This is a genomic window from uncultured Roseibium sp. (genome assembly GCF_963675095.2).
In the GTDB taxonomy this organism is placed as follows: domain Bacteria; phylum Pseudomonadota; class Alphaproteobacteria; order Rhizobiales; family Stappiaceae; genus Roseibium.
On the sequence record NZ_CAXXSJ010000018.1, the window covers coordinates 1 to 26,632 of the forward strand.

At 59.9% G+C, this 26,632-nt stretch carries 24 protein-coding genes and 2 pseudogenes; 13 read left to right on the top strand and 13 right to left on the bottom strand.

Going from position 1 to position 26,632, the window contains the following annotated elements; genetic code table 11:
- Positions 1-131 precede the first annotated feature (131 nt).
- Positions 132-743 carry a thioredoxin family protein gene (locus ABIN98_RS07300; RefSeq protein ID WP_346908760.1) on the top strand — a complete coding sequence of 204 codons (612 nt, stop codon included), beginning with the start codon at positions 132-134 and terminating at the stop codon, positions 741-743.
- A 74-nt stretch (positions 744-817) separates the two neighbouring features.
- On the opposite strand, the gene ABIN98_RS07305 is transcribed toward ABIN98_RS07300, so the two are convergent.
- On the bottom strand, positions 818-1,276 hold the full coding sequence (locus tag ABIN98_RS07305) for a hypothetical protein (protein WP_346908762.1): 459 nt from the start codon (positions 1,274-1,276) through the stop codon (positions 818-820).
- Positions 1,277-1,565: 289 nt separating this feature from the next.
- Positions 1,566-1,910, bottom strand: coding sequence for a hypothetical protein (locus ABIN98_RS07310; RefSeq protein ID WP_346908763.1), 345 nt, complete (start codon positions 1,908-1,910; stop codon positions 1,566-1,568).
- Between the two features lie 292 nt (positions 1,911-2,202).
- Here ABIN98_RS07310 and ABIN98_RS07315 point away from each other — a divergent pair, with 292 nt between their 5' ends.
- Positions 2,203-3,126, top strand: coding sequence for a pirin family protein (locus ABIN98_RS07315; RefSeq protein WP_346908765.1), 924 nt, complete (start codon positions 2,203-2,205; stop codon positions 3,124-3,126).
- Here the strand turns inward: ABIN98_RS07315 and ABIN98_RS07320 are convergent.
- Positions 3,107-4,084, bottom strand: coding sequence for a DUF6030 family protein (locus ABIN98_RS07320; RefSeq protein WP_346908767.1), 978 nt, complete (start codon positions 4,082-4,084; stop codon positions 3,107-3,109). The genes ABIN98_RS07315 and ABIN98_RS07320 overlap by 20 nt on opposite strands.
- A 176-nt stretch (positions 4,085-4,260) precedes the next feature.
- Positions 4,261-4,953 carry a hypothetical protein gene (locus ABIN98_RS07325; protein WP_346908769.1) on the bottom strand — a complete coding sequence of 231 codons (693 nt, stop codon included), beginning with the start codon at positions 4,951-4,953 and terminating at the stop codon, positions 4,261-4,263.
- A 183-nt stretch (positions 4,954-5,136) separates the two neighbouring features.
- Here ABIN98_RS07325 and ABIN98_RS07330 point away from each other — a divergent pair, with 183 nt between their 5' ends.
- The 3 genes and pseudogenes from ABIN98_RS07330 to ABIN98_RS07340 all read left to right on the top strand — a co-directional run bounded on the left by ABIN98_RS07330 (position 5,137) and on the right by ABIN98_RS07340 (position 7,634).
- Positions 5,137-5,841, top strand: coding sequence for a class II aldolase/adducin family protein (locus ABIN98_RS07330; protein WP_346908770.1), 705 nt, complete (start codon positions 5,137-5,139; stop codon positions 5,839-5,841).
- 2 nt (positions 5,842-5,843) lie between these two features.
- Positions 5,844-6,741: pseudogene (locus ABIN98_RS07335) on the top strand (ROK family protein).
- Between the two features lie 131 nt (positions 6,742-6,872).
- Positions 6,873-7,634, top strand: a complete 762-nt coding sequence (locus ABIN98_RS07340; protein WP_394701462.1) for an FKBP-type peptidyl-prolyl cis-trans isomerase — start codon at positions 6,873-6,875, stop codon at positions 7,632-7,634.
- A gap of 9 nt (positions 7,635-7,643) precedes the next feature.
- Here the strand turns inward: ABIN98_RS07340 and ABIN98_RS07345 are convergent.
- Positions 7,644-8,674 (bottom strand): annotated as a pseudogene (locus tag ABIN98_RS07345) (Atu2307/SP_0267 family LLM class monooxygenase).
- Positions 8,675-9,063: 389 nt separating this feature from the next.
- Between ABIN98_RS07345 and ABIN98_RS07350 the strand changes: the two are divergent.
- Positions 9,064-11,241, top strand: a complete 2,178-nt coding sequence (locus ABIN98_RS07350) for an anthranilate synthase component I (RefSeq protein WP_346908772.1) — start codon at positions 9,064-9,066, stop codon at positions 11,239-11,241.
- A gap of 60 nt (positions 11,242-11,301) precedes the next feature.
- Here ABIN98_RS07350 and ABIN98_RS07355 read toward each other — a convergent pair whose 3' ends face one another.
- Entirely contained in the window at positions 11,302-11,865 is a 564-nt protein-coding gene (locus tag ABIN98_RS07355) for a methyl-accepting chemotaxis protein (RefSeq protein WP_346908774.1), read from the bottom strand.
- Between the two features lie 11 nt (positions 11,866-11,876).
- On the opposite strand from ABIN98_RS07355, the gene ABIN98_RS07360 reads away from it, so the two are divergent.
- Positions 11,877-12,092, top strand: coding sequence for a hypothetical protein (locus tag ABIN98_RS07360; protein ID WP_346908776.1), 216 nt, complete (start codon positions 11,877-11,879; stop codon positions 12,090-12,092).
- Complete coding sequence (locus ABIN98_RS07365; protein WP_346908778.1) at positions 12,089-12,289, top strand: hypothetical protein; 201 nt, start codon at positions 12,089-12,091, stop codon at positions 12,287-12,289. Before ABIN98_RS07360 ends, ABIN98_RS07365 begins: the two co-directional genes overlap by 4 nt.
- A 219-nt stretch (positions 12,290-12,508) precedes the next feature.
- Here the strand turns inward: ABIN98_RS07365 and ABIN98_RS07370 are convergent, their stop codons facing one another.
- Positions 12,509-13,060 (bottom strand): PAS domain-containing protein, encoded by a 552-nt coding sequence (locus ABIN98_RS07370; protein ID WP_346908780.1) that lies wholly within the window; start codon positions 13,058-13,060, stop codon positions 12,509-12,511.
- Positions 13,061-13,301: 241 nt separating this feature from the next.
- Positions 13,302-13,808 (bottom strand): MarR family transcriptional regulator, encoded by a 507-nt coding sequence (locus ABIN98_RS07375; protein WP_346908781.1) that lies wholly within the window; start codon positions 13,806-13,808, stop codon positions 13,302-13,304.
- 131 nt (positions 13,809-13,939) lie between these two features.
- Between ABIN98_RS07375 and ABIN98_RS07380 the strand changes: the two genes are divergently transcribed.
- The gene (locus ABIN98_RS07380; protein ID WP_346908783.1) at positions 13,940-15,481 is read left to right on the top strand and encodes an MDR family MFS transporter; all 1,542 of its coding nucleotides are present in this window, start codon (positions 13,940-13,942) and stop codon (positions 15,479-15,481) included.
- Between the two features lie 81 nt (positions 15,482-15,562).
- Here ABIN98_RS07380 and ilvD read toward each other — a convergent pair whose 3' ends face one another.
- Both ilvD and ABIN98_RS07390 read right to left on the bottom strand, forming a co-directional pair.
- Positions 15,563-17,407, bottom strand: coding sequence for a dihydroxy-acid dehydratase (gene ilvD / locus ABIN98_RS07385; protein WP_346908785.1), 1,845 nt, complete (start codon positions 17,405-17,407; stop codon positions 15,563-15,565).
- 249 nt (positions 17,408-17,656) lie between these two features.
- Positions 17,657-18,424: a sulfotransferase family protein gene (locus ABIN98_RS07390; RefSeq protein WP_346908787.1), complete on the bottom strand. Its 768-nt coding sequence runs from the start codon at positions 18,422-18,424 to the stop codon at positions 17,657-17,659.
- Positions 18,425-18,931: 507 nt separating this feature from the next.
- Here ABIN98_RS07390 and ABIN98_RS07395 point away from each other — a divergent pair.
- Positions 18,932-20,170, top strand: a complete 1,239-nt coding sequence (locus tag ABIN98_RS07395) for a GGDEF domain-containing protein (RefSeq protein ID WP_346908789.1) — start codon at positions 18,932-18,934, stop codon at positions 20,168-20,170.
- 140 nt (positions 20,171-20,310) lie between these two features.
- On the opposite strand, the gene ABIN98_RS07400 is transcribed toward ABIN98_RS07395, so the two are convergent.
- Together ABIN98_RS07400 and ABIN98_RS07405 are read right to left on the bottom strand one after the other, a co-directional pair.
- The gene (locus tag ABIN98_RS07400) at positions 20,311-21,411 is read right to left on the bottom strand and encodes an alkene reductase (protein WP_346908790.1); all 1,101 of its coding nucleotides are present in this window, start codon (positions 21,409-21,411) and stop codon (positions 20,311-20,313) included.
- Positions 21,412-21,511: 100 nt separating this feature from the next.
- The gene (locus ABIN98_RS07405; RefSeq protein ID WP_346908792.1) at positions 21,512-22,099 is read right to left on the bottom strand and encodes a TetR/AcrR family transcriptional regulator; all 588 of its coding nucleotides are present in this window, start codon (positions 22,097-22,099) and stop codon (positions 21,512-21,514) included.
- 251 nt (positions 22,100-22,350) lie between these two features.
- On the opposite strand from ABIN98_RS07405, the gene ABIN98_RS07410 reads away from it, so the two are divergent.
- Complete coding sequence (locus ABIN98_RS07410) at positions 22,351-23,985, top strand: pentapeptide repeat-containing protein (RefSeq protein ID WP_346908794.1); 1,635 nt, start codon at positions 22,351-22,353, stop codon at positions 23,983-23,985.
- A gap of 97 nt (positions 23,986-24,082) precedes the next feature.
- Here the strand turns inward: ABIN98_RS07410 and ABIN98_RS07415 are convergent, their stop codons facing one another.
- Positions 24,083-24,859, bottom strand: coding sequence for a hypothetical protein (locus tag ABIN98_RS07415; protein ID WP_346908796.1), 777 nt, complete (start codon positions 24,857-24,859; stop codon positions 24,083-24,085).
- 213 nt (positions 24,860-25,072) lie between these two features.
- Here ABIN98_RS07415 and ABIN98_RS07420 point away from each other — a divergent pair, with 213 nt between their 5' ends.
- On the top strand, positions 25,073-26,074 hold the full coding sequence (locus ABIN98_RS07420; protein ID WP_346908797.1) for an LLM class flavin-dependent oxidoreductase: 1,002 nt from the start codon (positions 25,073-25,075) through the stop codon (positions 26,072-26,074).
- Positions 26,075-26,164: 90 nt separating this feature from the next.
- Positions 26,165-26,632, top strand: a complete 468-nt coding sequence (locus ABIN98_RS07425; RefSeq protein ID WP_346908799.1) for a GyrI-like domain-containing protein — start codon at positions 26,165-26,167, stop codon at positions 26,630-26,632.

Below are 26,632 nucleotides of genomic sequence, written 5' to 3' on the forward strand. Positions count from 1 at the left end.
GCGGGCTGGTCGCGCGGGAAAAGCAGATTTTCGTATAGGCTTCCAAAGGCCTTCTGCGCGCGGGAATGTGATCCGAAGGATCGGTCGACTTGATGTAGGATGAGGAAAACCGCGGCACAGGAGGAAATGCCATGGGTGTTTTCCGTTCATTCTTCGCAATCACAGGCCTGGTTATCGCAACCGGCGCGTCTGCGGCTGATCGCCTGCCGGAGCCGAAACTCGGCGACAACGGGCTACATATCCAGGACTGGTTCCATGAGGGTTTTCTGGAACTGGAAGACGACCTCGCAACGGCTGCCGATGAAGGCAAGGACCTTCTTATTCTCGTCGAACAACCCGGATGTCCCTATTGCCGGGAGATGCACCAGGTCAACCTGCGCATCCCGCAGATCGTCGATGACATCAAGGACAATTTCACGGTCGTGCAGCTCGATATGCGCGGCTCCCGCGAAGTGACCGACATGGACGGAACCGCCATGGAGGAACGCGAGCTGGTGCGCAAATGGGGCGTGACCTTTACGCCGACCCTGATCTTCATCCCCAAGGAAGCCGCCGACGGGTCCGGCAACGCCAAGGAGCGGGCAGTCATGGTGATGCCCGGCTATTTCAAACCCTTCCACTTCGACACCATGATGCATTTCATTGCCTCCGATGCCTACGAGGGCGGCGGCGACTTCCAGCGTTATCTGGATGACCGGGCCGCAAAGCTAAGAGCGGAAGGCAAGGACGTCGACATCTGGTAATTGCAGCCGGTGATGCAAAAAGGGCGCTGACCGGATCAGCGCCCTTTCAACTTGTCTAAAGGCGGACCGGGCCGTTAGCGGCCACCATTGCCACCGCCGCCGCCACCACCGCCGCCGCCATTGCCGCCGCCGCCGCCGCCGTTGCCGTTACCGTTACCGTTACCACCTGAGCCGGAGCCGCCACCAGCTCCTGAACCGCCACCCGAACCGGACCCGCCGCCTGAACCGGAGCCACCGCCGTGACCCGCGTCCGCGGACTGGCTGCCACCACCTCTGGAATTTTCAACTCCCGGCGAACTGATCGTGTCCGGGCGTCCCATTCTTCCGGTAATCGCATCCATAAGTTTGCCGGCCAAGCCACCGCCCTTGAACGGCTGGGAGCCTGCATCATCGAGACTGTCATAGCGCGCATCATGGACGCCGCGCGGATCGTATCCTGTGCCTTCACCGAACTTGCTGTTGTGATCCGCCAGGGCAGCTCCGCTAAACAGAAGTGTCGCCGTGGTGGAGAGAATTGCCGCATACTTGATCATGACGTTCCCTTTCCTGTGAGTTTGCTTTCTCATCAAGAACATTAGTATTTTCGAATGTGTTCAACTATTGGCGGCAATTTGATCATTTCGGCCGAAAACTGGCCCAAATCATTAATATCGCTTAACAAATCAGTACAAGCCCTTAGCTGAAATGCGAAAGCGGATGATCTCGAACATCTTTTCAGCCATGGCATCCCTGTTAAAAAAACGGAGCCTGAAGGATCCAGGCCCCGTTTCCGATTCGTTTAATGCCGGTTCAGGCAGATCTCCTTACCCGGTCAGGCCAGGCTTAGCGGCCGCCGTTGCCGCCACCGCCGCCGCCGCCATTACCGCCGCCTGCGCTATCCGAGCTGCCTGCACTGTCCGAGCCGCCCATTCCGCCGGATTCGACGTCGCTGCCAGCTTCAACCGTGTCCGGGGCTCCCCCGCTTGCAACAGCAGTCAGATCCAGCGGACCACTAACGTCCTGACCACCGGTAAAATCATCACCGGATGCAAGCGAGTCGATCCGGTCGTCGTGGATGCCGCGCGGATCAAGGGCTGTTCCCTCGCCCCACTTACTGTTGTGGTCGGCCAGGGCAAAGCCTGTACCGATGAGAACAAAAGCGGTGGCTGCGAAAAGTTGCTTCTTCATGGAAGTTCCTCGTTGTTATTAGTCACCTCGCTGGCGACGTCTTTATTTCATACTTTCGAATTTGTTTAACTATGGACTGAACCATGTCCATTTCCTGATTTTTCCCGCCCAAATTGCACCGCATTTGAATAGCCGTACCTTGAGGCATTGAGGCGGCACCTCAGGCTCGTCACGCTCATCCGGCACCTCCGGTCAAATCGCTCGCATCCGCACTGAACACAGTGTTCAATAGGCGCGGAGCTGCACGCGCCCTAAATTCCGAACGACTGTTGGTTGATGAGGAATGTTGGCCATGAGCTGGATGAACGGACCGGACCCGATCCCGGGAAACCCGCTTTCCTGCGACCCGATCGAAACCATTATCGTGCCGCGGACGAGCGATCTCGGCGGGTTCGAGGTGCGCCGCGCCCTGCCCTCCGTCCGTCGCCGCATGGTCGGCCCCTTCATCTTCTTCGACCAGATGGGGCCGGCGGAACTTCTGGTCGGAGGCGGGATCGATGTCCGTCCGCATCCGCATATCGGGCTGGCAACGCTGACTTATCTGTTTGACGGCGAGATCTATCATCGCGACAGCCTGGGCACCGAGCAGGCGATTACCCCCGGCGCACTCAACTGGATGTCGGCCGGCAAGGGTATCGTGCATTCGGAGCGGGAACGTCCGGAACGGAAAGTCGCCTCAAGACCGTTGTTCGGTCTGCAGAGTTGGGTCGCACTGCCGAAACATCTGGAAGAGGGCGATCCGACCTTCGAGCATCTGCCGAGCGCGGCTCAGCCGGAATTTTCCGATGGCGGAGCTTCCATCAAACTGATTGCCGGTGACCTCTTCGGCCACCGGGCACCTGCGAAAACCGCTTCGGAAATGTTTTATGCCGACGTCCGGCTGGATCCCGGGGCCCGGATGCCACTGGACGCCACCCATGAAGAGCGCGGCCTCTACACGATTTCGGGCAAGGTCACAATTGCCGGACAAGCGTTCGACCCGGCACAGCTCCTGGTATTCAAGCCAGGCGACAGGCTGATGATCGAAAACACCGGCCCGGAGCCGGCCCGTTTCGTCCTCCTGGGCGGAGACCCCATGGGCGAGAAGCGTTTCATCTGGTGGAATTTCGTTTCCTCGTCGAAGGAGCGGATCGAGCAGGCCAAGGAAGACTGGCGCCAGGGCCGCTTCGACACGGTCCCGGGGGACGAAAAGGACTTCATTCCGCTGCCGGAATAAGCCCTCGCCTCGTTCGCGGCTGCGGTTGCCGCTCGAACTCCTTTGCCGAACGGATCAGGTCCGGCTTGCCGAAATCGATAATGATATTGAGCCGCTGGCGTGCGGCGGGATCCCCCGTCAGGTCCGGATCCTCCGGCGCAACCGAGAGCCTGACACCCCTGTCCGTCATTTCCAGCGGCTTGAAATGCGCTATGGCGTCCAGAACCTTGTCCGGGACAGCCCAGGCATACCGGTCGGACAAGGCGCCGATCACGAGCCGGACCGCTTCCTGGCCGATTTCCATCTGTTTCGGATCTTCGACATTGAGCTTCAGCCGCAGATAATCGACCGTTTCTTCATCGGGTCCGCGCATCAGTAAAAACAGGGTGGCCGAACCGTAATCTACACTCGGCGTTGTCAGAGCCACCAGCTCGGAATTGCATTGCCACCGGTCACGTGCGAAGGGCGCCCGCCGCCAGCCGCTGTTTTCCAGCCCGAGCGCCGCCAATTCGCGGCACAAGTCCGCCGGATCACCGGTGAAGGTCAGTTTGAGGGTCGCGGGCACCCGCGCTTCCGGTGCGAGAAGTTCCTGCTTCACCTTCTCCGGATAACCGGCGAGCGGATCCGGCAGGCTTGCCTTCTTCTCAACCGGCGGCGGCGGCGGTTCCTTGTGTCCAGTCACGAACAGGACTGCGATGACGGCAAGACAAATCAGCAGGGGCAGGCCATAGAAAATCGCTTTTCTGAGGTCAGGCAACCTTGGTTGAGAGGGACGCGATGTTCCGTCTGGCCTGGAACCCGGTGTCCGATCGTTCTTCGACTGGGTCGCGGCTTGCGCGCCATCGCCCCAACGCAGCCGCTGGCGCTCGGCGCGATAATGCGGGGAATAGGCCCGCCTGGCCGTTCGATCCGGGACCTCATGCGACCGGCTTCGGACCGAGAGCCGGTCCTGCAGAAATTTCAAAATGCCGCGTTTCATGTGCGCGCTGTCTCGATGCCCTGCTCCGTCATACCCTGTCTTGAGGTCGAGAAACATCCCCCGACCAGCTGTAGCTCCCGGGCGATAAACAGAATGTTGAGGCCCTGCGTCCAATTCTATGAGTTGGGCCAGTCCGTAACGCCAGGCGCCAGAAACCACGAGCAACGCCAGACTGGCTAACGCGCTTCCGGCCTCGGCAACGGCGTCACATAGTTGGACAAAAAGATATTGTCCGGAATGATGGCGATTTTCATCGCCCGATCTCTGAGTTCATTGGCCTTGTCCAGGGGATAGAAGGCTTCCGGGCCGCCGACGATAACGGGATACATAGCGTTGCCTGGCCTCTTTTCGCCGACAAAAGCTTTCATGCTGGGATCGATCGCATTGATTTCAGATGCATATTTCCTGGCTTCGCCGAGATCCCTCCGCGACCCGACAACCACCCAATAGCGATTGTTGCGTGGGTTCTCCAGCCCCAGCAATGCCTTTAGACCAGTCACATAAGTGCCCGACTGCCTTGTGTCAGCCTGCGTCTGGGCATAGGCTGAGGAGACCATTTCCGGCAGAAAACCCGTTTTCATCGGTTCAACCTTCGCAGCCGTCCAGGGTGCGATCATTGCCGGTGCTGCACAGCCGATCGCCAGAAGCTTCATGCGGTGGTTTTCGGCTGAAGCCCAGGCGATCAGGCCACCCAGAAACATCAATATCGGCGTCACGATATAGATGGTTCCCAGGAGATCGCTCATATTCTCGAAATTGCCCGTTTCGACCAAACGGCCAAGGCGTTCGACATCCAGCGCCAGAACCTTTGACGCGGAGGCGGCCAGACCGCCGAGAACGCCGATGAAAAAACGTCCTGCACCGTTCATGCTTCCCTCCATCCTCGAACTGGAGACGAGCACTATAACATAAATGCAACCTAAAATAACGAACGCAACGTCACTTTCTGCGTTTCCCCAGGCGGCGGAGTTTCAGCTGGACCGGCTCTTGCGCGCCTGTCCCGCTGACGTTTACATGAGGCAACTCTTGTCCCTCAGCCTTGGATTCCGCCAGTGCCCTTCCCTGCCGATACGCCTGCGCTTCGCAGCGAGATCATCGAAACAGCCCGCGCCCTGCCGCTCAAAGGGCTGACCAAGGGAACCTCCGGAAACGTCAGCGCCCGCACCGCAGACGGCTTTCTGGTCACCCCCTCCGGTATTCCCTATGCCGACCTGAACGAAGACCTGATCGTGGCGATGGATCTGGAAGGAACCTATTCCGGCGATACCCTGCCTTCTTCGGAATGGCGGATGCATATGGATATCTACAAGGCGAAACCGGAAGCAGGCGCGGTCGTTCACTGTCACTCGCCACGGGCAACGGCGCTCGCCTGCCTGAACCGCGGTATCCCGGCCTTCCACTACATGGTGGCGCTGGCAGGTGGCGACCGGATCGACTGCGCGCCCTATGCCACCTTCGGCACAATGGCCCTTTCCGACGTGATGATTGCAGCCCTTGGCGAGCGAAACGCCTGTCTGCTGGCCAATCACGGCCAGATCGCCTGCGGACCGACCCTGAAGAAGGCACTTGGCGTCGCGGACGGCGTGGAGGAACTGGCCGATCAGTATCTGTCTGCCTTGTCCGTCGGCGAGCCGGACATTCTCGGTGACGCGGAAATGACGGAAATCCTGCGGAAGTTCAAGAATTACGGCAAGCAGCCGGGCGAAATGGATACCGCCCACGGTGCCGCCTTCGACATGCCGGTGAGAAGAGACTGACCATGCGGCTCGGGATCGACTGGGGCGGCACCAAGATGGAGATCATCGCCCTCTCAGAGACGGGCGCGGAGATCTTCCGCAAGCGCGTTGCGACCCCACGCGACGACTATCCCGGCTGCATCGAGACCGTCGCAGACCTCGTCTCCGCCGCCGAAGCGGAAACCGGACAAACCGGCACGATCGGCCTTGGCATCCCCGGCTCGATCTCTCCCGGTACCGGCCTCGTCAAGAACGCGAATTCCACCTGGATGAACGGCATGCCGCTCGACAAGGACCTGGAAGCGCGGCTCGGCCGGCCGGTGCGCATTGAAAACGACGCCAACTGCCTGGCCGTGTCCGAAGCGACCGATGGCGCGGGCGCGGGCGCTCATGTGGTTCATGCGATCATCATCGGCACCGGCAGCGGCTCCGGGATTGCCATCGACGGCAAGGCCCACCGAGGCGCAAACGGCATTGCCGGGGAATGGGGCGCGATCCCGGTCCCGTGGATGACGGCAGAAGAATTCCCCGGCCCGGAAAGCTGGATTGGCCACAGAGGCGCCATCGACCGCTGGTGTTCCGGCACCGGCTTTCAGCTCGATTATCAGGAACGCGCAGGTGTACTCCTGAAAGGCAATGAGATCATGGCGCGCAAGCGTGCAGGAGAGCGGCTGGCGACTGAGGCCCTACGAGGCCTATGTCCACCGGCTCGCGCGCGCGCTGGCCATGGCGGCCAACCTCCTCGACCCGGACGTCTTCGTGCTCGGCGGCGGCATGTCCAATATCGACGAGCTCTATGGTGATCTGCCGGCAGCCATGGCGCCCTACATCTTCTCCGATGTCTACGAAGTGCCGATCCGAAAGGCGATGCACGGCGACAGTTCCGGTGTCAGGGGTGCGGCCTGGCTGTGGAATAAATAGCGCCCTTCACATTCACGGGACCGGATGACGCAGTCGGGTCATTTGCACGGTGTTCGCCTTGACTTCGCCTTGAAGCTCAGGCGTGGTCTTTCCCAAACAAGCGTTCGTGCTCAAAACCCCACGAGGAAGACATGATCAGGCCCATGATTGCCGCCCTATTTTCCGCCCTGCTCCTGATACCGGCCATAGCCGGGGAAGTTCAGATCAAGGACATCGTCAAAGGCACCGGCGAGGAAGCCGACGTCGGCAAGACGGTCACGGTGCACTATACCGGATGGCTGATGGACGGCACCAAGTTCGACAGCAGCGTCGACCGCAATCAGCCGTTTTCCTTCACCCTCGGCGAGCGCCGGGTGATTCCGGGCTGGGAACAGGGCGTTGTCGGCATGAAGGTCGGCGGCAAGCGCGAACTGATCATTCCGCCGGAACTCGCCTACGGCGCAAACGGAGCCGGAGGGGTCATTCCGCCAAATGCCACGCTGAAGTTCGAAGTGGAACTGTTGGCCGTCAAAGGCAAGAAATTCTCCGATCTTTCCAATGACGACCTGAAGCAGAAGATCGCGGCCGGCGTGCCGGTGATCGACATCCGCCGGCCGGACGAGTGGAAGCAGACCGGCGTCGTACCGGGCAGCCACCTGATCACCTTCTTCGACGAGAAGGGGAATGTGAACCCGGGCTTCGGCTCGGAACTGCAGAAGGTCATCTCGGGCCCGGGCGACGAGGTCGTCTTTATCTGCCGGACCGGCAACCGCAGTTCCGCCTTGTCGGAATACCTCGCCGGCAAGGCAGGCTTCACCAACGTGGACAATGTCGAAAAAGGCATCACCGAGTGGATTGCAGCCGGTAACGAAGTGACACAGGCCACCCTGCCGGAAAGCTGCTGGCTCTGCTGACAACGGGTCTCAAGCCAGCATGTCCCGCACCAGCGGGATGACCCTGGTGCCATAAAGCCCGATGCTGTTCATCAGCATGTCGTGCGGCATGGCACCGGTGGCGTATTTCAGGTCGAAGCGGGACAGGTCCAACGTTTTAGCGGTCTTGGCGATCCGCCTTGCGACCGTTTCCGGCGAGCCCGCGTAGATGGACCCGTGCCGGGCTTCCGACACAAAGGCATCCTTGACCATCGGCGACCAGCCCCGTTCCCGGCCAAGCCGGTCGTGGAACGCCTTGTAATGGGGCCAAAGCTCCTCCAGCGCCTGCTCATCTGTCTCGGCGATGTGCCCCGGTGAATGCACGCCGATCGGCTTGACGGCATGCTCCATCTGATCGCAGGCGCGATAGTAGAGGTCGACAAGGGGCCGAAACCGGGCCGGATCGCCACCGATGATCGCCAGCATCAGCTGAAAATCATAGGCGACGGCGCGCACCACCGACTGCGGCGTGCCGCCGACCCCGACCCAGACCACCAGGCCGCCGCCTTCCACGCGCGGGAACACCCTCTGGTTTTTCAGGGGCGGACGCAGTTCGCCCTGCCAGTTGACGATTTCATCGGCATTCAGCGCCGAGAGAAGGTCGAGCTTCTGCTCGAACAGTTCCTCATAGAGATTGAGATCGTAGCCGAACAGCGGGAAGCTTTCGGTGAAAGACCCCCGGCCGACGGTGATTTCCGCCCGCCCGTTCGACAGGGCGTTCAGGGTCGAAAAGCGCTGGAACACCCGGATCGGATCGTCGGAGGACAGTACCGTCACCGACGTTCCCAGTCGCAGGCGCTTGGTCAGTGCGGCGATATGGCTGAGCAGGATCTCCGGCGCGGAAATGGCGAAGTCGGCCCGGTGGTGTTCGCCGAGCCCTAGAAAATCGACACTGGTTTCCTCCGCCAGGACACCCTGCTTGACCAGATTGCGCAAAACGTCCGCCTCATGCAGCGACCTGCCGTCCGGCCTTGGGTGATATCCCCGAACGTGTCGAGGCCGAGTTCGAGAGGTTTGGTCATGAAGGAGCCCTTCTTATTTTGCCATGCCCGGATACTCTCCGGCTTTTCCGTATGTCCTAGTTAGGACACCGCTGCCGTGCTTGAAAGCATCCGGCGATCAGCGGAAAGAAACAGTGTGTTCGATCCGCAAACGGACATCCTGTCCGGTTTCAAATTCCGTTTGCCTCACCCGTTCCGTTCCGGTATTCAAAATGCCATGAACATGATCATGGCACAGACTTGGTGGTGGCGGGACGCATAAAGGCGGCCAGCGCACTCTCATGTCTTGACGTGATCGAAGTAGACCAAAGGCCGCCGCGGGACACCGCAGGCGGCCTTTGGTCTTTCTAGCGGTATTTTCGAGGTGACCCAACGGGCGGAACGCCCGACGCATAAAGGGAAAAGATTTCATGCCGGCTCTGGCGGAACAAAATTTTGAGACAGACGGCGGGATCACGATCACCCGCTCTTCCCGGCCCTCCGATTACGAGGCGGGAACTTCCCAGTGGATCGACCGGCTCGATGCGGAGCGCGGCGCCGTCTTGTCCTCGTCTTACGAATATCCCGGCCGCTACACCCGCTGGGATATGGCGCTGGTCAACCCGCCGCTGGTCATGGAAGCCGCCGATCGCACGGTGGAGATACGGGCGCTCAACGATCGCGGGAGGATCCTGATCCCGGCCATTGCCAGGGCGCTTGAGGGCCATCCGGATGTGGCCAGTTTTTCCGCCGACGGATCGCGGATCGACCTGACCGTGAAAAAGCCCGACCGGGTGTTCCAGGAAGAGGAGCGCTCGCGCCAGCCGTCGACCTTTTCCATTGTCCGCGCGCTGAAGGACCTGTTTGCCTGCGGCGACGACCAGCTCGGCCTCTACGGCGCCTTCGGTTACGACATCGCCTTTCAGTTCGAGCCGATCGACCTGAAGCTGAAGCGCCCCGACGACCAGCGCGACGTTGTGCTGTTCCTGCCCGACGAGATCCTGATCGTCGACCACCACGGCAAGCGCGCCTATGTGCTGGAATACGAATTCACCGTCGACGGCACCTCGACCGCCGGACTGCCGCGCGATGGAGAGAAGAGCCAGTACACGCCGGCGAACGAGGATCCGGGCCGGGGCGACCACGAGCCCGGCGAATACGCCAGGCTGGTGGAGAAGGCCAAGGACTATTTCCGCCGCGGCGACCTGTTCGAGACCGTGCCGGGACAGACCTTCTACGAGCCCTGCCCCAACCCGCCGTCCGCCGTCTCCCGACGCCTGCAACAGATCAATCCTTCCCCCTATTCCTTCTTCTTCAATCTCGGAAACCGCGAATACCTGGTCGGCGCCTCGCCGGAAATGTACGTCCGCGTCACCGGCGGACGGCGGGTGGAGACCTGCCCGATCTCCGGCACCATCCGGCGCGGCAAGAACGCCATCGAGGACGAGGCGCAGATCCGCAAGCTTCTGAACTCGGCCAAGGACGAGGCGGAGCTGACCATGTGCTCCGACGTGGACCGCAACGACAAGAGCCGGGTCTGCGTGCCGGGCTCCGTGCGCGTCATCGGCCGGCGTCAGATCGAGATGTATTCCCGGCTGATCCACACGGTGGACCACATCGAGGGAACCTTACGCGAGGACATGGATGCGCTGGATGCCTTCCTGTCCCACACCTGGGCCGTGACGGTGACCGGCGCGCCGAAACGCTGGGCGATGGAATTCATCGAGGAAAACGAGAAATCACCGCGCGCCTGGTACGGTGGCGCCATCGGTGCCGTGCTCTTCAACGGCGACATGAACACCGGTCTGACACTCAGGACCGTGCGGATCAAGGACGGCGTCGCCCAGATCCGCGCCGGCGCGACCCTGCTCTACGATAGCGTTCCGGAAGACGAGGAAGCCGAAACGGAACTGAAGGCGGAAGCCATGCGCGCCGCCGTACGTGAGGCCGGGTTGGCGCTGCAGGCGGAAGACAAGGCCCTGAAGCCCAAGCCGGGCGCCGGATTGAAGATCCTGCTGGTCGATCACGAGGACAGTTTCGTTCATACCCTTGCCAACTACTTCCGCCAGACCGGTGCCGAGGTCGTCACCTACCGTACGCCCGTGGCCGATCACGTCTTCTACGACGTCAATCCGGACCTGGTCGTGTTGTCACCCGGACCGGGCAACCCGAAGGACTTCGATTGTGCGGCCACCATCGGCCGGGCGCGCGCTCGGGGTCTGCCGATCTTCGGCGTCTGCCTCGGTCTTCAAGCGCTCTCGGAAAGCTTCGGCGCCGAGCTCGGCCAGCTCGACATCCCGATGCACGGCAAGCCGTCCCCGATCACGATTTCGGGCAATTCACTGCTGTTCGATGGGTTGCAAGCACCTGTGATCGTCGGCCGCTACCATTCGCTCTACGCCAAGCGCGACACCCTGCCGCCGGAGATGCGCGTGACCGCGGAAACCGAAGACGGGGTGGTCATGGCGATCGAGCATGAAAACGAGCCCATCGCCGCCGTGCAGTTCCACCCGGAATCGATCATGTCGCTCGATCAGGACGCCGGTCACAGGATCATCGAGAATGTAGTGGCGAAACTGGTCCGGGCGAAAGTGGCGGAGACGGTTTAGAAAATACGCGGAAATGACCTGCCGTCCCAAACCGGGGCGGCAGGCAGCGCGCAGGCCGGCCTAGCCGACCCTCTTTGCGGTCGCCAGGAACTCGTTCATCTCGTCGCGAAGCTTCTGCAAATGGCCCTCCTGTTGGTGGAGGCTGCCCGCCGCTTCGACGACGCGCTCGCTGATTTCCTTGGTTCCGGCCGTGGCGGCCTGAATGCCGACAACACTCTGGGTGACGTCGGTCGCGCCGTTTGCGGCTTCCTCCACATTCTGGGCGATTTCGCCGGTGGCAGTCGTCTGCTGCTCGACAGCGGAGGCAATCGCCGTTGAAATCTCGCTGACCCGCTCGATTGCGTCGTTGATCTCCGCGCTGGCATCGACCGCACTCGCGGTCACCTGCTGCAGACCTGCAATTTGCATGTTGATTTCTTCCGTGGCGCTTGCCGTCTGGCCGGCCAGCACCTTGACCTCCTGGGCGACAATGGCAAAGCCCTTGCCCATTTCCCCCGCCCGCGCGGCCTCGATGGTCGCGTTGAGAGCAAGCAGATTCGTCTGCGCGGCGATATCGTTGATGAGTTGCACCACCTCGCCAATCTTCATCGACGTGCTGGAGAGACTGTCGATCTCCTTGCCCATCGCCTGAGGACTTGGATACGGCGGCTGCCGCGATATCGGCCGCGGAGACGACCTGGCGGTTGATCTCGGCGATCGAACTGGTCAGTTCCTCGGTTGAGGCGGCAACGCTTTGCATATTGGCGGAAGCCTCTTCCGCACCGGCCGCCACCACCAGGGACTGTTCGCTGACCTGGGTGCAGGACTCCGCCACATTGGCGGACACGACATTCAGGTCGTTGACGGAGTGACTGACCGATTCGACCACGTCTTTCAGCTGATGTTCGAAATCCTCGGCAACCCTGCAGAAGCCATCATGCTTTTCCTTGATTTTCCAGGTCGCGGTATTGATGCTGCGCGCGGCCTCCTGAAAGCTGCCGACCATTCCCTTTTCTGCAATAAGCCTGAAATGCTGGTTGCGGCTGACATAGTCGAGACAGGCCTTTGACTCCCGCAGGTACGCATCTGTCCGGTCGATCAGCAGGTTGATCGCATGCATCAATTCGGCGGCTTCGCCGGTCTCGGTGATATTGGTGATCCGCGCTTCGAAATCGCCGTTCGCCACGGCCTTGCAGACGGCGGTGGCTTTTTTTAGCGACGATTTTTTCAACCCTGAAAACATGTCGATCTTCCTGAAACTTAAAAGGATTAGGCACGCTGGCTCCGCTCAGCGAAAGCCGCGCCGTCGTTCCTGGCCAAGAGTCGCGATGAATTCGTCATAGGCCACCCCTTTTTGGGCAAGGACATCGAAGACCATCTGCTCGGCGGCCATCATGCCGTCCTTCCGGCTCTGGTGGCGGGCTTCTTCTTCGCGCAGGGCCTGATAGAGCGGAACGATATGGTCATCGACAATGTGCCGCTCGGGAACGCGGCGATTGGAGTGGTAACCGATGATACGTCCCCCGGCGTCGAAACTCGGCGTCACATGGGCATAGACCCAGTAGTGATCGCCGTTCTTCGCCCGGTTGATGACATAGGCGAAAATCTCCTGGCCCGCCTCGATGGTCGCCCACAGAAGCTTGAAGACGCAGCGCGGCATCGCCGGATGTCGGATGATGCTGTGGGGTTGACCCATAACCTCCTTTTCCGTGTAACCGGCAAGATGGAGGAAAACCTGGTTCGCGTAGGTGATACGCCCCTTCAGGTCCGTCTTGCTGACGATAATATCATCATCGGGAAAGGTTCTTTCGACCCCTGTGAGAAACACCGGTTTTGACATATGCAAAGTTCCGCGAGCAGGTGAAGATGACCGATCGCATCAGGATTGATCACCTTTGAATTCAATGAAAACACCTTGCTATTAGCAATATTAAACATGTATTAATTGACGTTTGGGAACTTTATCTTCTAGTCAACATATACATTGATATTTATTACAATTAGAAATCGAAACTCAAATTAATCGCAATTAATTGTAATCTTCTACAGCGTCAAAAATACCGCATGCTGCCCAGGGACATTTACTCACGGCCGGGTAAGGCGAGTTTTTCGAACTCGTCGACGAACCGGCCATAGAGTTCCGCGAACTGCGCGACCTCCTCATCGGTCCAGTCCGAAAGGATCCTTTCAATCATTTCGAGCTTCACCCGCCGCTTTTCTTTCAGGACCGCCTGCCCCTTGTCGGTCAGAACGATCACCGCGCGCCGGGCATCCGCTTGCGAAACAGCACGGCTCAAGATTCCCCGATCCACCAGATAGGCGACAACGCGGCTCGCCCGCGACGGATCCATGCACATTTTTTCCGCGACGAGGCCGATCGTGACTTCGCCATGACGCGTTCCGCGCCTGACCAGTTCGATCACGTCGAGATGGGACATGTCCAGATCCGGCGCAGCTGCACTCATGATGAGTTTTCCGATCGCCCGGTTCTTGATCAGCACCCGCATACGGGACATCGCCTGAGAAATCTGGGCAACGTCCGGCGTTGTTTCGTCTGTCAGGCCACTCTCGCCGCGATGGATTGGCATGAGGCTCCGTTCCTCTCCCCCAAGGAAATTTTCCGCTTTGCACAATATATGCTCTAGTCATATTTATGCGCATGTCATATATATGTGTCAAGCATACGATAAATGCCGCTCGGGCTTCATCAGGACTTTTCATGACCGCCGATACTTTATCCAACACCGTCCCGGACCAACGGGGCGAGCCCCACCACGCTCCGCTGATCACCGACAAACGCCTGCGGCTGTTCGTCTTCCTGACATTGATGACCGCGGTTTTCATGGCGATGATCGACAACCAGATCGTCTCTACAGCCTTGCCGACAATCGTCGGCGAATTCGGGCACCCGGAGCGGTTCAGCTGGGTGGGCTCCGCGTATTTGCTGACCTCCAGTGCCGTCATGCCGCTCTATGGCAAGCTCGGTGACCTGTTCGGACGCAAATACGTGATGATGGCGACCATCTTCATCTTCACGGTTGGTTCCGCCGTGTGCGGGCTCGCCGTTTCGATGAACACCCTGATCGCCGCCCGTGTCCTGCAGGCAATAGGCGGCGGCGGTATCATGGTGACCATCTTTTCCATCAATGCGGATCTGTTCGAGCCCCGCGAACGCGCCCGCTATCAAAGCTATTCCAGTCTGGTCCTGATGCTTTCCGGCTCCATCGGCCCGACTCTCGGCGGCCTTTTGACCGATCTGTTCGGCTGGCGGTCGATCTTTCTGATCAATATCCCGATCGGCATCGCCGTCCTGATCGCGCTCGCCTTCCTGCTGCCCTACAAGCGCCCGGACCGCAAGCCGAAGGTGGACTACCTGGGCGCCCTGCTTTTGGCTGGCGCCATCGCCAGCGTGGTGCTTTGGGCCGACAGTTCTGAACTTTTCGGCAGCCTGATCGCCCCGCAAAGCCTCGTGATCGTTGCCTTAGGGATTGCCTGTGTTCTGGGATGGATCGCGGTCGAAAAGCGCGTGGAAGAGCCAGTGGTGCCTCTGCACCTGTTCAAGAGCCCGACGATCCGCCTGTTGCTCATCATCACCATGGTCAGCGGCTGCCTCGGCATCGGCCTTGCCAATTATTTCGCCCTGTTCTTCCAGACAGGACTGGGTATGACACCATCGATGGCGGGACTACTGTTCATACCCATAACCGTTGGCATTGCCGTCGGTTCGGTCAATGCGGGCAAGATCATGTCACGCACCGGCTACTACAAGAACTTTTCCATCCTCAGCACCGGCGTTTGCACGGTCGCCACGTTCCTGTTCATCTTCGTCGATGCGGAAACGAGCCTCTATCTGCTCATTCCGCTGTGCTTCATCCACGGCTTGGGGGTCGGCGTGGGCCAACAGGTGCCGGTCCTCGGCGTCCAGAATGCGGCTCCCTATCGCGATCTCGGCGCGGCAACGGGCGCGACCACACTCACACGCATCGGCGGCGCGTCCATCGGCATATCGATCTACGGCGCGATCGTTTCCCACGGGATCGGCAACTTCCACGGCACGATCCCCGGCGTGGAGAGCTTCGCGAACCTGACACCGGCCCAGATCGCCACCTTGCCCGTGGACGCCCAAAATCAGATCAGCCACCTCTATGCCGCCGCCTGTCACCCCCTGTTCCTGGTCGCGGCTTTCCTCGGCTTCATCGGCTTCGTCGCAGCCCTGTGCCTGAAGAACGTCCAGCTCGGCACCCAGTACCAGCGCGACTAAAGAACGGTTCCGCGCCAAGCATAAAAAAAGCCGCCCGGGTCGGGGCGGCTTTTTTCGTCGTATTCGATCCGGCCGGTCTTCTTATTTGACTTCCCGAACGGCGCCCTTGGAGGCGCTGGTGGTCAGGGCGGCATAGGCACGCAGCGCCGTAGTGATCTTGCGCGTGCGCTTTTCGACCGGCTTCCAGGCGTCCGCGCCCTTGGCTTCCATGGCCTTGCGGCGTTCGGCCAGGACGGCGTCGGAGAGATCCACCTTCATCACCCGGTTCGGGATATCGATGACGATGGTGTCGCCTTCCTCCACCAGGCCGATGGCACCGCCTTCGGCGGCTTCCGGCGAGATGTGGCCGATGGAAAGCCCCGAGGAGCCGCCGGAGAAGCGGCCGTCGGTGATCAGGGCGCAGGCCTTGCCGAGGCCCTTGGACTTCAGGTAGCTCGTCGGATAGAGCATTTCCTGCATTCCGGGACCGCCGCGCGGGCCTTCGTAGCGGATCAGCACCACGTCGCCTTCCTTGACCTTGTTGGTCAGGATCGCGGATACGGCGCTGTCCTGGCTTTCGAAGATGCGCGCCGGGCCGGAGAATTTCAGGATCGACTCGTCGACGCCCGCCGTCTTCACGATGCAGCCGTCTTCCGCGATGTTTCCGAACAGAACCGCCAGACCGCCGTCCTTGGAATAGGCATGATCCGCGTTGCGGATGACGCCCTTCTCACGGTCGAGATCGAGATCGTCCCAGCGGCGATCCTGGGAGAAGGCGACCTGGGTCGGCACGCCGCCCGGAGCGGCGCGGTAGAAGTCGTGCACGCTCTCGGAATTGGTCTGCGTGATGTCCCAGCGGGCCAGCGCCTCCTTCATGGAGTTGGAATGGATCGTCGGCACGGTGCTGTCGATCAGGCCGGCCCGGTCGAGCTCGCCGAGAATGCCGAAGATCCCGCCGGCGCGGTGGACGTCTTCCATGTGGATGTTGGCGACCGACGGCGCGACCTTGCAAAGCACCGGAACCTGACGGGACAGGCGGTCGATATCGGCAATGGTGAAGCCGACTTCGCCCTCGAAGGAGGCCGCCAGCAGGTGCAGCACCGTGTTGGTAGAGCCGCCCATGGAGATGTCGAGCGTCATGGCGTTCTCGAACGCCTTGAAGGTCGCAATGTTGCGCGGCAGGACGCTTTCGTCGTTCTGCTCGTAGTAGCGCTTGGCCAGATCGACGATCAGGTGGCCGGCCTCCACGAACAGCCGTTCGCGGTCGGCGTGGGTGGCCAGCGTCGAGCCGTTGCCCGGCAGCGCCAGACCGAGGGCTTCGGTCAGGCAGTTCATGGAGTTGGCCGTGAACATGCCCGAGCACGACCCGCAGGTCGGGCAGGCGTTCTGCTCCATGGTCAGGACATCGGCATCCGACACGTTGTCGTCGGCAGCCGCGATCATGGCGTCGATCAGGTCGATGGCCTTCGCCTCGCCGTTTTCAAGCACGACCTTGCCGGCTTCCATCGGACCGCCGGAGACAAAGACGACCGGAATGTTGAGCCGCATGGCGGCATTCAGCATGCCCGGGGTGATCTTGTCGCAGTTGGAAATGCACACCAGCGCATCGGCGCAGTGGCCATTGACCATGTATTCGACGGCATCGGCGATCACTTCGCGCGAAGGCAGCGAATAGAGCATGCCGTCGTGGCCCATGGCGATGCCGTCGTCGACCGCAATCGTATTGAATTCCTTGGCGACGCCACCGGCCTTCTCCACCTCACGGGCGACCAGCTGGCCCAGGTCCTTCAGGTGCACGTGCCCCGGTACGAACTGGGTGAAGGAGTTGGCAATGGCGATGATCGGCTTGCCGAAATCGCCGTCCTTCATGCCGGTTGCGCGCCACAATCCGCGCGCGCCGGCCATATTGCGTCCATGGGTCGACGTTCTTGAACGATACGGGGGCATCTTTCCGTCCTTCTTGGTCTTTTCCCGGGTATCCGGTGCCTTTTCCCGGTAGTCCGGTCCGGCCGCTCTCCCTCGGGGTCTCCCCGGCACGGCCTTTCTTAGGCACCGTTTTGTCAGCTTTTTGATCGGAACGAAAGGGCGGATTGGCGAAAAACAGTACGCTGCGGTACGGTTATGAGAGCGCTACATTTCAGCAATGGGAATTTCTCTCATTGCCCCCAGGAATACGGATGGGCTGCTCAGCACGCACTAGCCGGTCAAATCGTAAGGCGCCTTGAGAATCCCAGTGTCGATGGAATAACCGAAGAGATCAAAGTCCTTGCGGTAAAGTTCCTGGACCAACTTCAGAGAGCCAGCTCGATAGTAATTGTCCAGAAAACGCGCTGATTTGGTTACCTTTCCAGGTTCAAGCCGCTCCAAATCATGTGGCCGGTCAAAGGACCGGCAGCTGGAATCCACTCCAATTGAGGCCAGAAATTTCCCCAGATCCTGCGTCAGCGTTTCCAAATGAGCCACACATGAGAACCGCTCCAGCGGTTGAAAAAGCAGGTCGGCTTGAGGCCAAAAATGACGATTGGCAGTTCCCATCGAACGTTTTAGCCGCTGCAAAAACCTTTCGAACCCATCCGGCGAAGGATCCCCAAAGCCCGGATAATTGAAGAATTGTTTCTGGCAACCTGGAGCGACCTTGTCCAGAAAGGCAGAAAGCGCGCGAACATAAGGATCGCGGACCACAACGAGAGTTCGATAACTCCGCATGTCCCAATGCTCGCGGAAAGACATATCCGCCGGCTTGAGCAACCTTTTTTTCAAGGCTGTCGAACTGGAAAAGTCGCCGTACCCGCAGATATCCGCCAAATAGGCACAAACGCTGGTGTTCCCCGCTTTTTTGATCCGATTAAAACACACACCGATTTCGGGAAAGACCGCAACACAGTCCACGTTGTAGAAATTCTTATGATTCAGCCCTGAATTATAATGAAAAATCCGATTCACAAGCGTTCTTTTGAGACCCATCAGCCCTATTCCAAGTTCTTCAGGTTACAGATCACCCCCTAAGAACCCGGTTAAACAAAATAAAATCATGAGACAAATCTTTTTTTGAAAGATTTATTTCCAATATTTTCCGAATTAGAATACAGAAATCAAAGATAAATATTTTCAATACATTAGAATTATTTGTATCAAACTGTAACACAACTGACACTTCGAAGCGCTATCGGTCAGATCGCCGATTGCCCGCCCCACTTCTTCGGCATGGGCTGGCTCCTATCCGGCAAGCCACACCTAAAGGCCGGCGCCCGGGTGGCGCGCACCGGCCGTACAGACAGGCTTGGGTCAGCTTTGGGTTCAGGTGGGCGTTGGGTAGCCGGGTTTCGTCCAACGACGGATGGTCGGCGCCACCTTCCCGGCCACCGCCGTATGATGATTGCCTGTTTCTCCGGCGGCCCAAATCGGGCCGTAGGAGTTTATTAAGGGTCCATTCACCATAATTCAGGGGTAATTTCTCAAGGTTCTCCATCCATGCACCTCGACACTCCGACGCTTTTTACGGCGATTACCGTTGCCTATTACACCGGAGCGCTCGTGCTGGGGATCATGGCCTTCGCGTTGAGATCCCTGCCGAAACATATCCGGCTCGGCTGGGCCGGATGGTCGGTCGCCATGCTGTTGTCGGGAACCTGCGCTTCCCTGATCGGGCTTCGCGGAACCGCACCCGACTTCGTCAGCATCGGCGTCGCAAATGCCTTGATGATTTTCGGTTTCGGCATCCGCCCCAACGCTCTCAGCCTGCTGAACGCGGAGCGGCTTCGTTATCCGTGGCTTCCATTTGCAGCGACATTCGGCTGGATTGCCCTTTATCAGGTTCCGTGGTTCCGCGACGACCTGATCCTGCGGGTCTTGTACATCAACATCTTCAGCATTCTTGCGATGGCGCTGTGCATTCGCGAGTGCTGGCTTCAGCACAAGGTGCAATTCATCAGTTCGTGGTTTCTGATCGGCGTTTTCGGCGTCGATATCATGATCCGTCTCAACATGATCATGTTGAATCTCACGACGCATTTTCCGACCTTCAAGGACGCCTTCCAGACCCCGTCCCTGCAATTCGGCATGGTGGCGCTACTCACGGCTGTCGTTTTCAAGATCGTCGGGCTCGGCATCGCGGTCTTTGAGCAAATGAAGGGACACTATCAGGAGCAGGCCCTCGTGGACGCCTTGACCGGACTGCCCAACCGCCGTGCCTTCGAAAGCTCGATCCAGAGCAAGCTCGACGGGATGAAACGGGATGCAAAGGCCTACGCCCTCGTGACACTGGAGATCGATGGCTTGCAGAGCATCAACGACCGGTTCGGCCACTCCATGGGCGAGGCGCTGATGCGATTGCTGGGGCGTATTTGCCAGGAGACGGCGCCAAGCCGCGCGCAGGTCGGCCTCATCCGGCAAAACCAGTTTGCCCTGTTCGTACCGGAGACGGACCAGACCGAAGCCGGTGCGATTGCCAAGAGGATCAGCCGGACCCTGACCGTGGAAAGCAAGCGCGCCGCCGGCAAACGACTGACCGTGACCCTCAGCTGCGGCGTTTTCTGTGGAGATGCGACCACCGCGTTCGACCGGGCTCTCGAAGTCGCCGATCATTGTCTCAGCAAGGCAAGAGCCCAAGGCGGCAACAGGATCGTTGCGAATAACGGGCAGGAAACGGGGCCGCTCGTTCCGGAAACCGTTCTGTCGCCGTTCGCGACCCGGCAGCAAGCATCGGCCTAGGCTTTACACTCATATTGCGAACTGAAACGGCCGGGCGGAGGAGGCTTTCCGCGCCGGCCGTTTGTCGGGCTGCGCCTGCCGTCGGGCTCAAGGAGAGGCCGTGGCGGAGGCAGGCACAGCCGGGCTGAATATTTCCGAACTCAGGCGGCCTTCGTTTCCGCCAGCGTCGGATAGTCGGTGAAACCTTCCCGACCGCCGCCATAGAATGTCGACTGATCCCATTCGTTCAGCGGCGCGTTCGCTTCCAACCGTTCCACCAGGTCCGGATTGGAGATGAACAGCTTGCCGAAGGCGACCAGGTCGACCTTGCCGGTTTCCACCGCCTCGATGGCCATGTCGCGCGTATAGCCGTTGTTGCCCATGCGGACGCCCTTGAACCGGTCGTAAAGCGCTTCCAGGCCTGCGCCTTCCGGCAAATCGCGCGGACCGCCGGTCTGGCCCTCGACCAGATGCAGGTAGGCCAGGCCGTAGCCGTTCACGATGTCGATCGCATGGCCGAAGAGCGCCATCGGGTCGCTGTCGGAAATGTCGTTGGCCGACGAGAACGGGCTGAGACGGATCCCCGTCCGGTCGGCGCCGATCTCTGAGACGACGGCGCCCAGGACCTCGTCCAGGAACCGCGTGCGGTTCTCGATCGAACCGCCATAAGCGTCGGTGCGCTTGTTCGTGCTGTCGCGCAGGAACTGATCGATCAGATAACCGTTGGCCGCATGGATCTCGACGCCGTCGAAACCGGCCTTGATCGCGTTGGCCGCGGCCTTGCGGTAGTCTTCGACAATGCCCGGGATCTCATCGATCTCAAGCGCACGCGGGGTCGGCGTCTCGACGAAGGCGGTGCCGTCGAAGGTCCGGGAATTCGCGGCAAGCGCGGACGGGGCGACCGGCGCCTCGCCGTTCGGCTGCAGCGAAGTGTGCGAGATCCGGCCGACGTGCCAGATTTGGACGACGATCCGGCCGCCCTTGGCATGAACCGCGTCGGTCACCTTCTTCCAGCCTTCGACCTGGGCATCGGAGTAGATGCCCGGGGTCCAGGCATAACCCTTGCCTTGGGGCGAAATCTGCGAGCCTTCGGTCACGATCAGCCCGGCGCTCGCGCGCTGAGAATAATAGTCGACGTGGATGTCATAGGGCGTGTCGTCTTCCGGCTTCGCCCGGTTGCGGGTCAAGGGCGCCATGACGATCCGGTTCTTCAACGCGATGGCACCGGCGTTCAAAGGGGTAAACAATTTCGCTTCGCTCATTTCGCTCTCCTCGGAGGCTCGAAATTACGGACTATTCAGTCCAAAAATAGCCGCAGCATTGCTTGGGATCGGTGCTACGGCAGGTGTTCCGCCCTTCAGGTTATGTGGCCAGGATTGTCCTCGCCGCCTCAAGGGCCGTGGAAATGCTTTCCGACGGCATGCCGGACTTTCGAAGGGTCAGAGTTCCGATGGCCAATGCGGACAAGGCACGGGCCTTGTCACGCGCCGCGTCCGGATTGTCCGGAGACAGGGCCCTGGCAAACAATTCCTCGATCCGCTCCAGATGACGACGGCCGAGTTCGGCGACCTCCTCGTGTTGAGGCGCCAGTTCGGTAATGCAATTGACCAGCATGCAGCCGCGCGGTCCGCCCGACGGATCGGAAAGAGCGTCCAGCATGGCTTTGACCGCCTGGTCGCGCGGTCCCTCCGCCAGGTGTTCCAGAGCCTGGAGGCCGGCTTGGGAATAGCTTTTGAGAACGGCAATCAGAACGCCATGCTTGGAACCGAAGGCGGAATAGAAACTCGACCGCGACAGGCCCATAGCGGCCGTCAGGTCATCGACCGACGTCGCCTCGTAGCCCTGCCGCCAGAACACCTGCAGCGCCTTTTCCAGCACCTCTGCCTCATCATAGCAACGCGGTCTCCCGGGGCCGGTGTGGCCCTTGGGACTGCCCTTCTCTGCGGGCATGCTATGGGTGTGTTCTCGTGTCATAACGAGGATATTGGACTATCCGGTTCGCAATTCAATAGCTCCCGATTTTATTTTGGACCGAACATTCCGATTTCAGGTTCCGACAGACGACAAACCCCAGTCAGAGCCGCACCTGCGCCGACGGACTGGATCACGCCTGCGAAAACGCCTAAAGTCTGATGAATTGGCCAAAGCGGGGGCTTTTCCGGCCAAATTTCATTGTTTATTCCGCATTTCAGGCAAGCTTTATGGACGACGACACCCTAACGCCAGAAGACAAGGCGGAACTCTCCGAGGCGGCAGCCAAGCGTCTCGAGTTCAGCACCGTCACCGTCGGGCTGATCCTGTTCATGATCGGGATCGCGGTCGGCTTTCCGCTTGCGGTGATCGGCACGTCGTTTCTGACAGAAAACGCCGGCATCCTGGTTGCCATCATCCTGACGCTCGCGGGCGTCATCGCCCTTATGGGCACGCTGATCCTGCTGTTCCGCCGCCGGATCCTGCAATTCCTGTTCAATGTCTCCGCGACCCAGCTCGAGCTGTTTTCCCGGCCCCTGTCGGAAACCGCCCGCAGCATCATGGACAAGAACCCGGCGAGCGCCATCAATTCGGCGGAGGAGCTGACACGCCTTCTTCTGGCGCGCTGGACCTGGATCTCCACCCGCCGCTGGCTGATCGGGTCCCTGACAGGACTGATCGCCTCTCTGGCCGCCCTGGCCGGCACGGCGCTCCTGTTCCGCCAGAACGAACTCATCGCAATCCAGACGACCCGGCTGGAACAGCAGAACGATCTCATCGTCACCCAGATCGAGCTCGGCGAGGCTCAGCGCACCGCCGGCATCGTCCAGGGCCTTCTGGAGATCGGCGACAAGCTGTCTCAGGAAACCGAGGCCTTGAAAGGCGACGGCCGCCCCGCCGCCTATTTCAAGCTGGACGAACTGACCAACGGCATCCGGGCACGCATCATAGCGGCAACCCAATCGGCTCGGCCCTACCGTTATCTGCAAACCTCCCTCGTCAACGCGAACGATACCAACGCGCTCAACATGCTCGCCATGTCCCGACGTCCCGAAATCCTCCGCAACCCGGAGCTGGTCGAGCAAATGATCGGGCGCCGCAACAGGGGCGTGTTGAAGGAACACCCGGTCAGCCCCGAGCGCGGGGTGATCCTGTCCATGCTCTACAGCGCCGGTATCCTTGAAACGGAACTCCTGAGCTTTTTCGGTGCGGATTTCTCCTATTCGGAAGTCGCCGTCGACACCTTGAACCTGATGACCTTCCGCTTCGCCCGGCTGCGGTTTTCCAGTTTCGAGCACATGGCGCTTAATTCCGTCACCTTCGGGGCAGCCAGCCTCGACAAGGCCCGGTTCAACGCTTCGGTGCTGACGAAATGCGATTTCTCCTCGCTTCCCAGCGAGAAGGTGGAACTGCCCTATCGGGGTGATCCCGGCATGGAATTCATGCCGACGACCATGGCCGGCGTCGACTTCACCGATGCCGTCCTGCTGGACACGAACTTTACCAACGTCCATGCCCTTGCCATGAACTTCGATGGCGCCCTGGTCTCGAACACCGCATTCAACGGCGCGGACATTGGCGGAACCACCTTCCGGAACGCCCTCCTCGTCTCGCCGGATTTCACCGGCGCCGGCCTGCAGTCCGTCGACTTCGACGGAGCCATCGTCTTCGGCGCGGATTTTCTGGAAAAGGCCATGGCCCAGGCCCAGGACGGCACCTTCAAGCCGGAACGGTTCGAAATGGCGGAAATCACCTTCGGCGAGGTGGAAGCCCACCCGCGCGCAGTACAGCTGTTCTCCGTGCCGGAAGAGCTGATTTCCGGCAAGAAACCCTTCAGGATCAAACGGATCAAGCCCTTCGGCTGACCGACGCAATTCGCGTCACATCGCTGGATCGGTACCTTTTGATGAAAAAGGAGCACCTGTGAATACGCAGCTGATTTCCGCTCTTTCACATCGCATTCTACGGCGTCCGGTTCCCTCGCCGTTTTTGCATCACTGACCTTAGCCCGAAGTGAAATATGAGCATGATCGGAAGCAGGAGAGCCAAGCTGATCATTGCCGATTGCGTTGAAGAGGGACCGAGGGCCACGAAAAGAAACAGTGTAGCAAGAAGGAAAACAAACAGCCCGATCATGCCTAAACTTTGAAGGTCCGCACTGGTCGTATCTTCGGTAGTTTTGTTTGCCGCCCTCCGAAACAACCGCAAGACATTCAGCCAGATAGCGACAAGCAAACCGAAAAGAATAAGAACTCCGATCGGATGGCGAATGATGTTGGAAATCTCGAATAGCAATGTCCCCCACCAGCCAATGGGCTTCAGGACAAATCCAGAAACTATTTCCGGATTCCCGGGATATTCCTCGGGATACCAGGGAGGCCGGTCGTCATCGGTCACTTTCCCATGATGTCCAAATGATACCGGGTCGGGTACATAGGCAACCCGATGCTCAGGATCGAAGGCAACGCATCCGTTATCCGCGACAAGTCGAAAACAGTCCAGGAACAGTGATCGCGTTAATCCGCCAACGGCAACAATAATACCATCCTTATCGACGAGAACTGCCCTTATCGGATCGGGGCCGAACAGGCCGTCTCCATACGCGAAACGCATCTGCATACTCTCGCCGTTAGCCAATATGATCTCTGCGCTTTCCTTAAAATAAGGACGGTGAGCTTCCGCACGTCCGAGGGACAGGGCAAACAACAGGAACGAGAAAAATATCAGACAGATGCGCATAGGGTTTCTCATTATGATTCAAGCTACCAACCCTGCAAATATGGCCAAAGACAGGCCGGTCAGGCTGGTATGAATGCGTGGTCTGACATGGTCTTCCGGGAAACCGCGAACGATCAATCCACCTTCCAACTGCAACGTGATTGCAAGGGTTACATTTTGGACCGAACGTTCCTATTTTGAATCCAGCTTCATTCCCCAAACGGCGACAACTACATGATCCCCTATTCCGTTCTCGACCTTTCCCCCGTTCCCGAAGGCCATTCGGTCCGCGAGGCGCTTGCCAATACGAAGGACCTGGCCCAGCACGCGGAGGGTTGGGGTTACAAGCGCTACTGGCTTGCCGAACACCACAACATGCGCGGTATCGCGAGCGCGGCAACCTCCATCCTGATCGGCCATGTGGCCGGCGCTACCTCGACCATCCGTGTCGGTTCCGGCGGGGTCATGCTGCCGAACCACGCGCCGCTGGTAATCGCCGAACAGTTCGGCACGCTGGCGGAACTCTATCCGGACCGGATCGACCTCGGCCTTGGCCGCGCGCCGGGCACCGACATGCTGACCGCACGAGCCCTGCGCCGGTCCATGGACCAGACAGACACCTTCCCGCAGGACGTCATGGAGCTGATCGGCTATCTCGACGATCCGGTGGAAGGCGCGAAAATCCGCGCGGTTCCAGGGATGGGCACCAAGGTGCCGGTCTGGATCCTTGGGTCCAGCCTCTACGGTGCAGAGATGGCCGCCTTTTACGGCCTGCCTTACGCCTTCGCCTCCCACTTCGCCCCGGCGGAGCTTTCCAATGCCTCGAAGATCTACCGGCGCAAGTTCCAGCCATCGAGATTTCTCGACAAACCCCACTTCATGATGGCGATCAATGTCTTTGCCGCAGCGACCGACGCGGAAGGCGCCTACTTGAGAACCTCCATGCAGCAGGCCTTCATCAATCTCAGGACCGGGCGCCCCGGCCCCCTACCCGCCCCTGTCGCGGATCTGGAAGCGCTGGTCGGGCCGGTTGCCATCGAGATGGTCGAGGATGCCTTGCGCATTTCCGCCGTTGGGGCGCCGGAGACGGTCAAGGCGAAGCTGGCGGAATTGACGTCGATCTATCAGCCGGACGAGGTGATCATCACCGGCCAGATCCACGATCACATCTCTCGGCTTAATTCCTTCCGGATTGCCGCTCATGCAATGAAGGAACTGAACGCGGAGACGGTTTGAAAAGGGGCTGCAACCGGCACGATTAGGGATATCAGCCCATCCGGCCTATAGTCTGGATCGGATATCCTCGATCTGCCGCCGGAGCGCATCATGCTGGAGTTCAAGCTCGTCGACGTTGCCGAAATTCCCTATTTCTATCAGGAGCGCAGCTGCGGCATGGAGCCTGAGGAGGTCAATGCGGCCATGAGCGGGGCGTTCCAGGCGGTCTGGGACTTCCTGCAGGAAAGCGGCGTCACCACAACTGGCAAGGCGCTGACCGTCTACCAGTCCATCGATCCCGAGCGCATGACCTTCCGCTCCGGCTTCTCGGTCGAGGCCGAAGCGGAGGCGAGCGCGGAAGGCCCTACCAGATACGCCACGACGCCGGCCGGACAGGTTCTTCACTTCCGCCATACCGGGCCCTATTCCAAGCTGCGTGACAGCTACGGGCAGATGATGGCCCATGTCGAGAAAGAGGGCATCCGGATTGGCGCGCCGACCTGGGAGGTCTATCTCAACGATCCGACCAAGACGCCGGAAGACGAGTTGCTGACGGACGTATTCGTCTCTCTCGCCTAA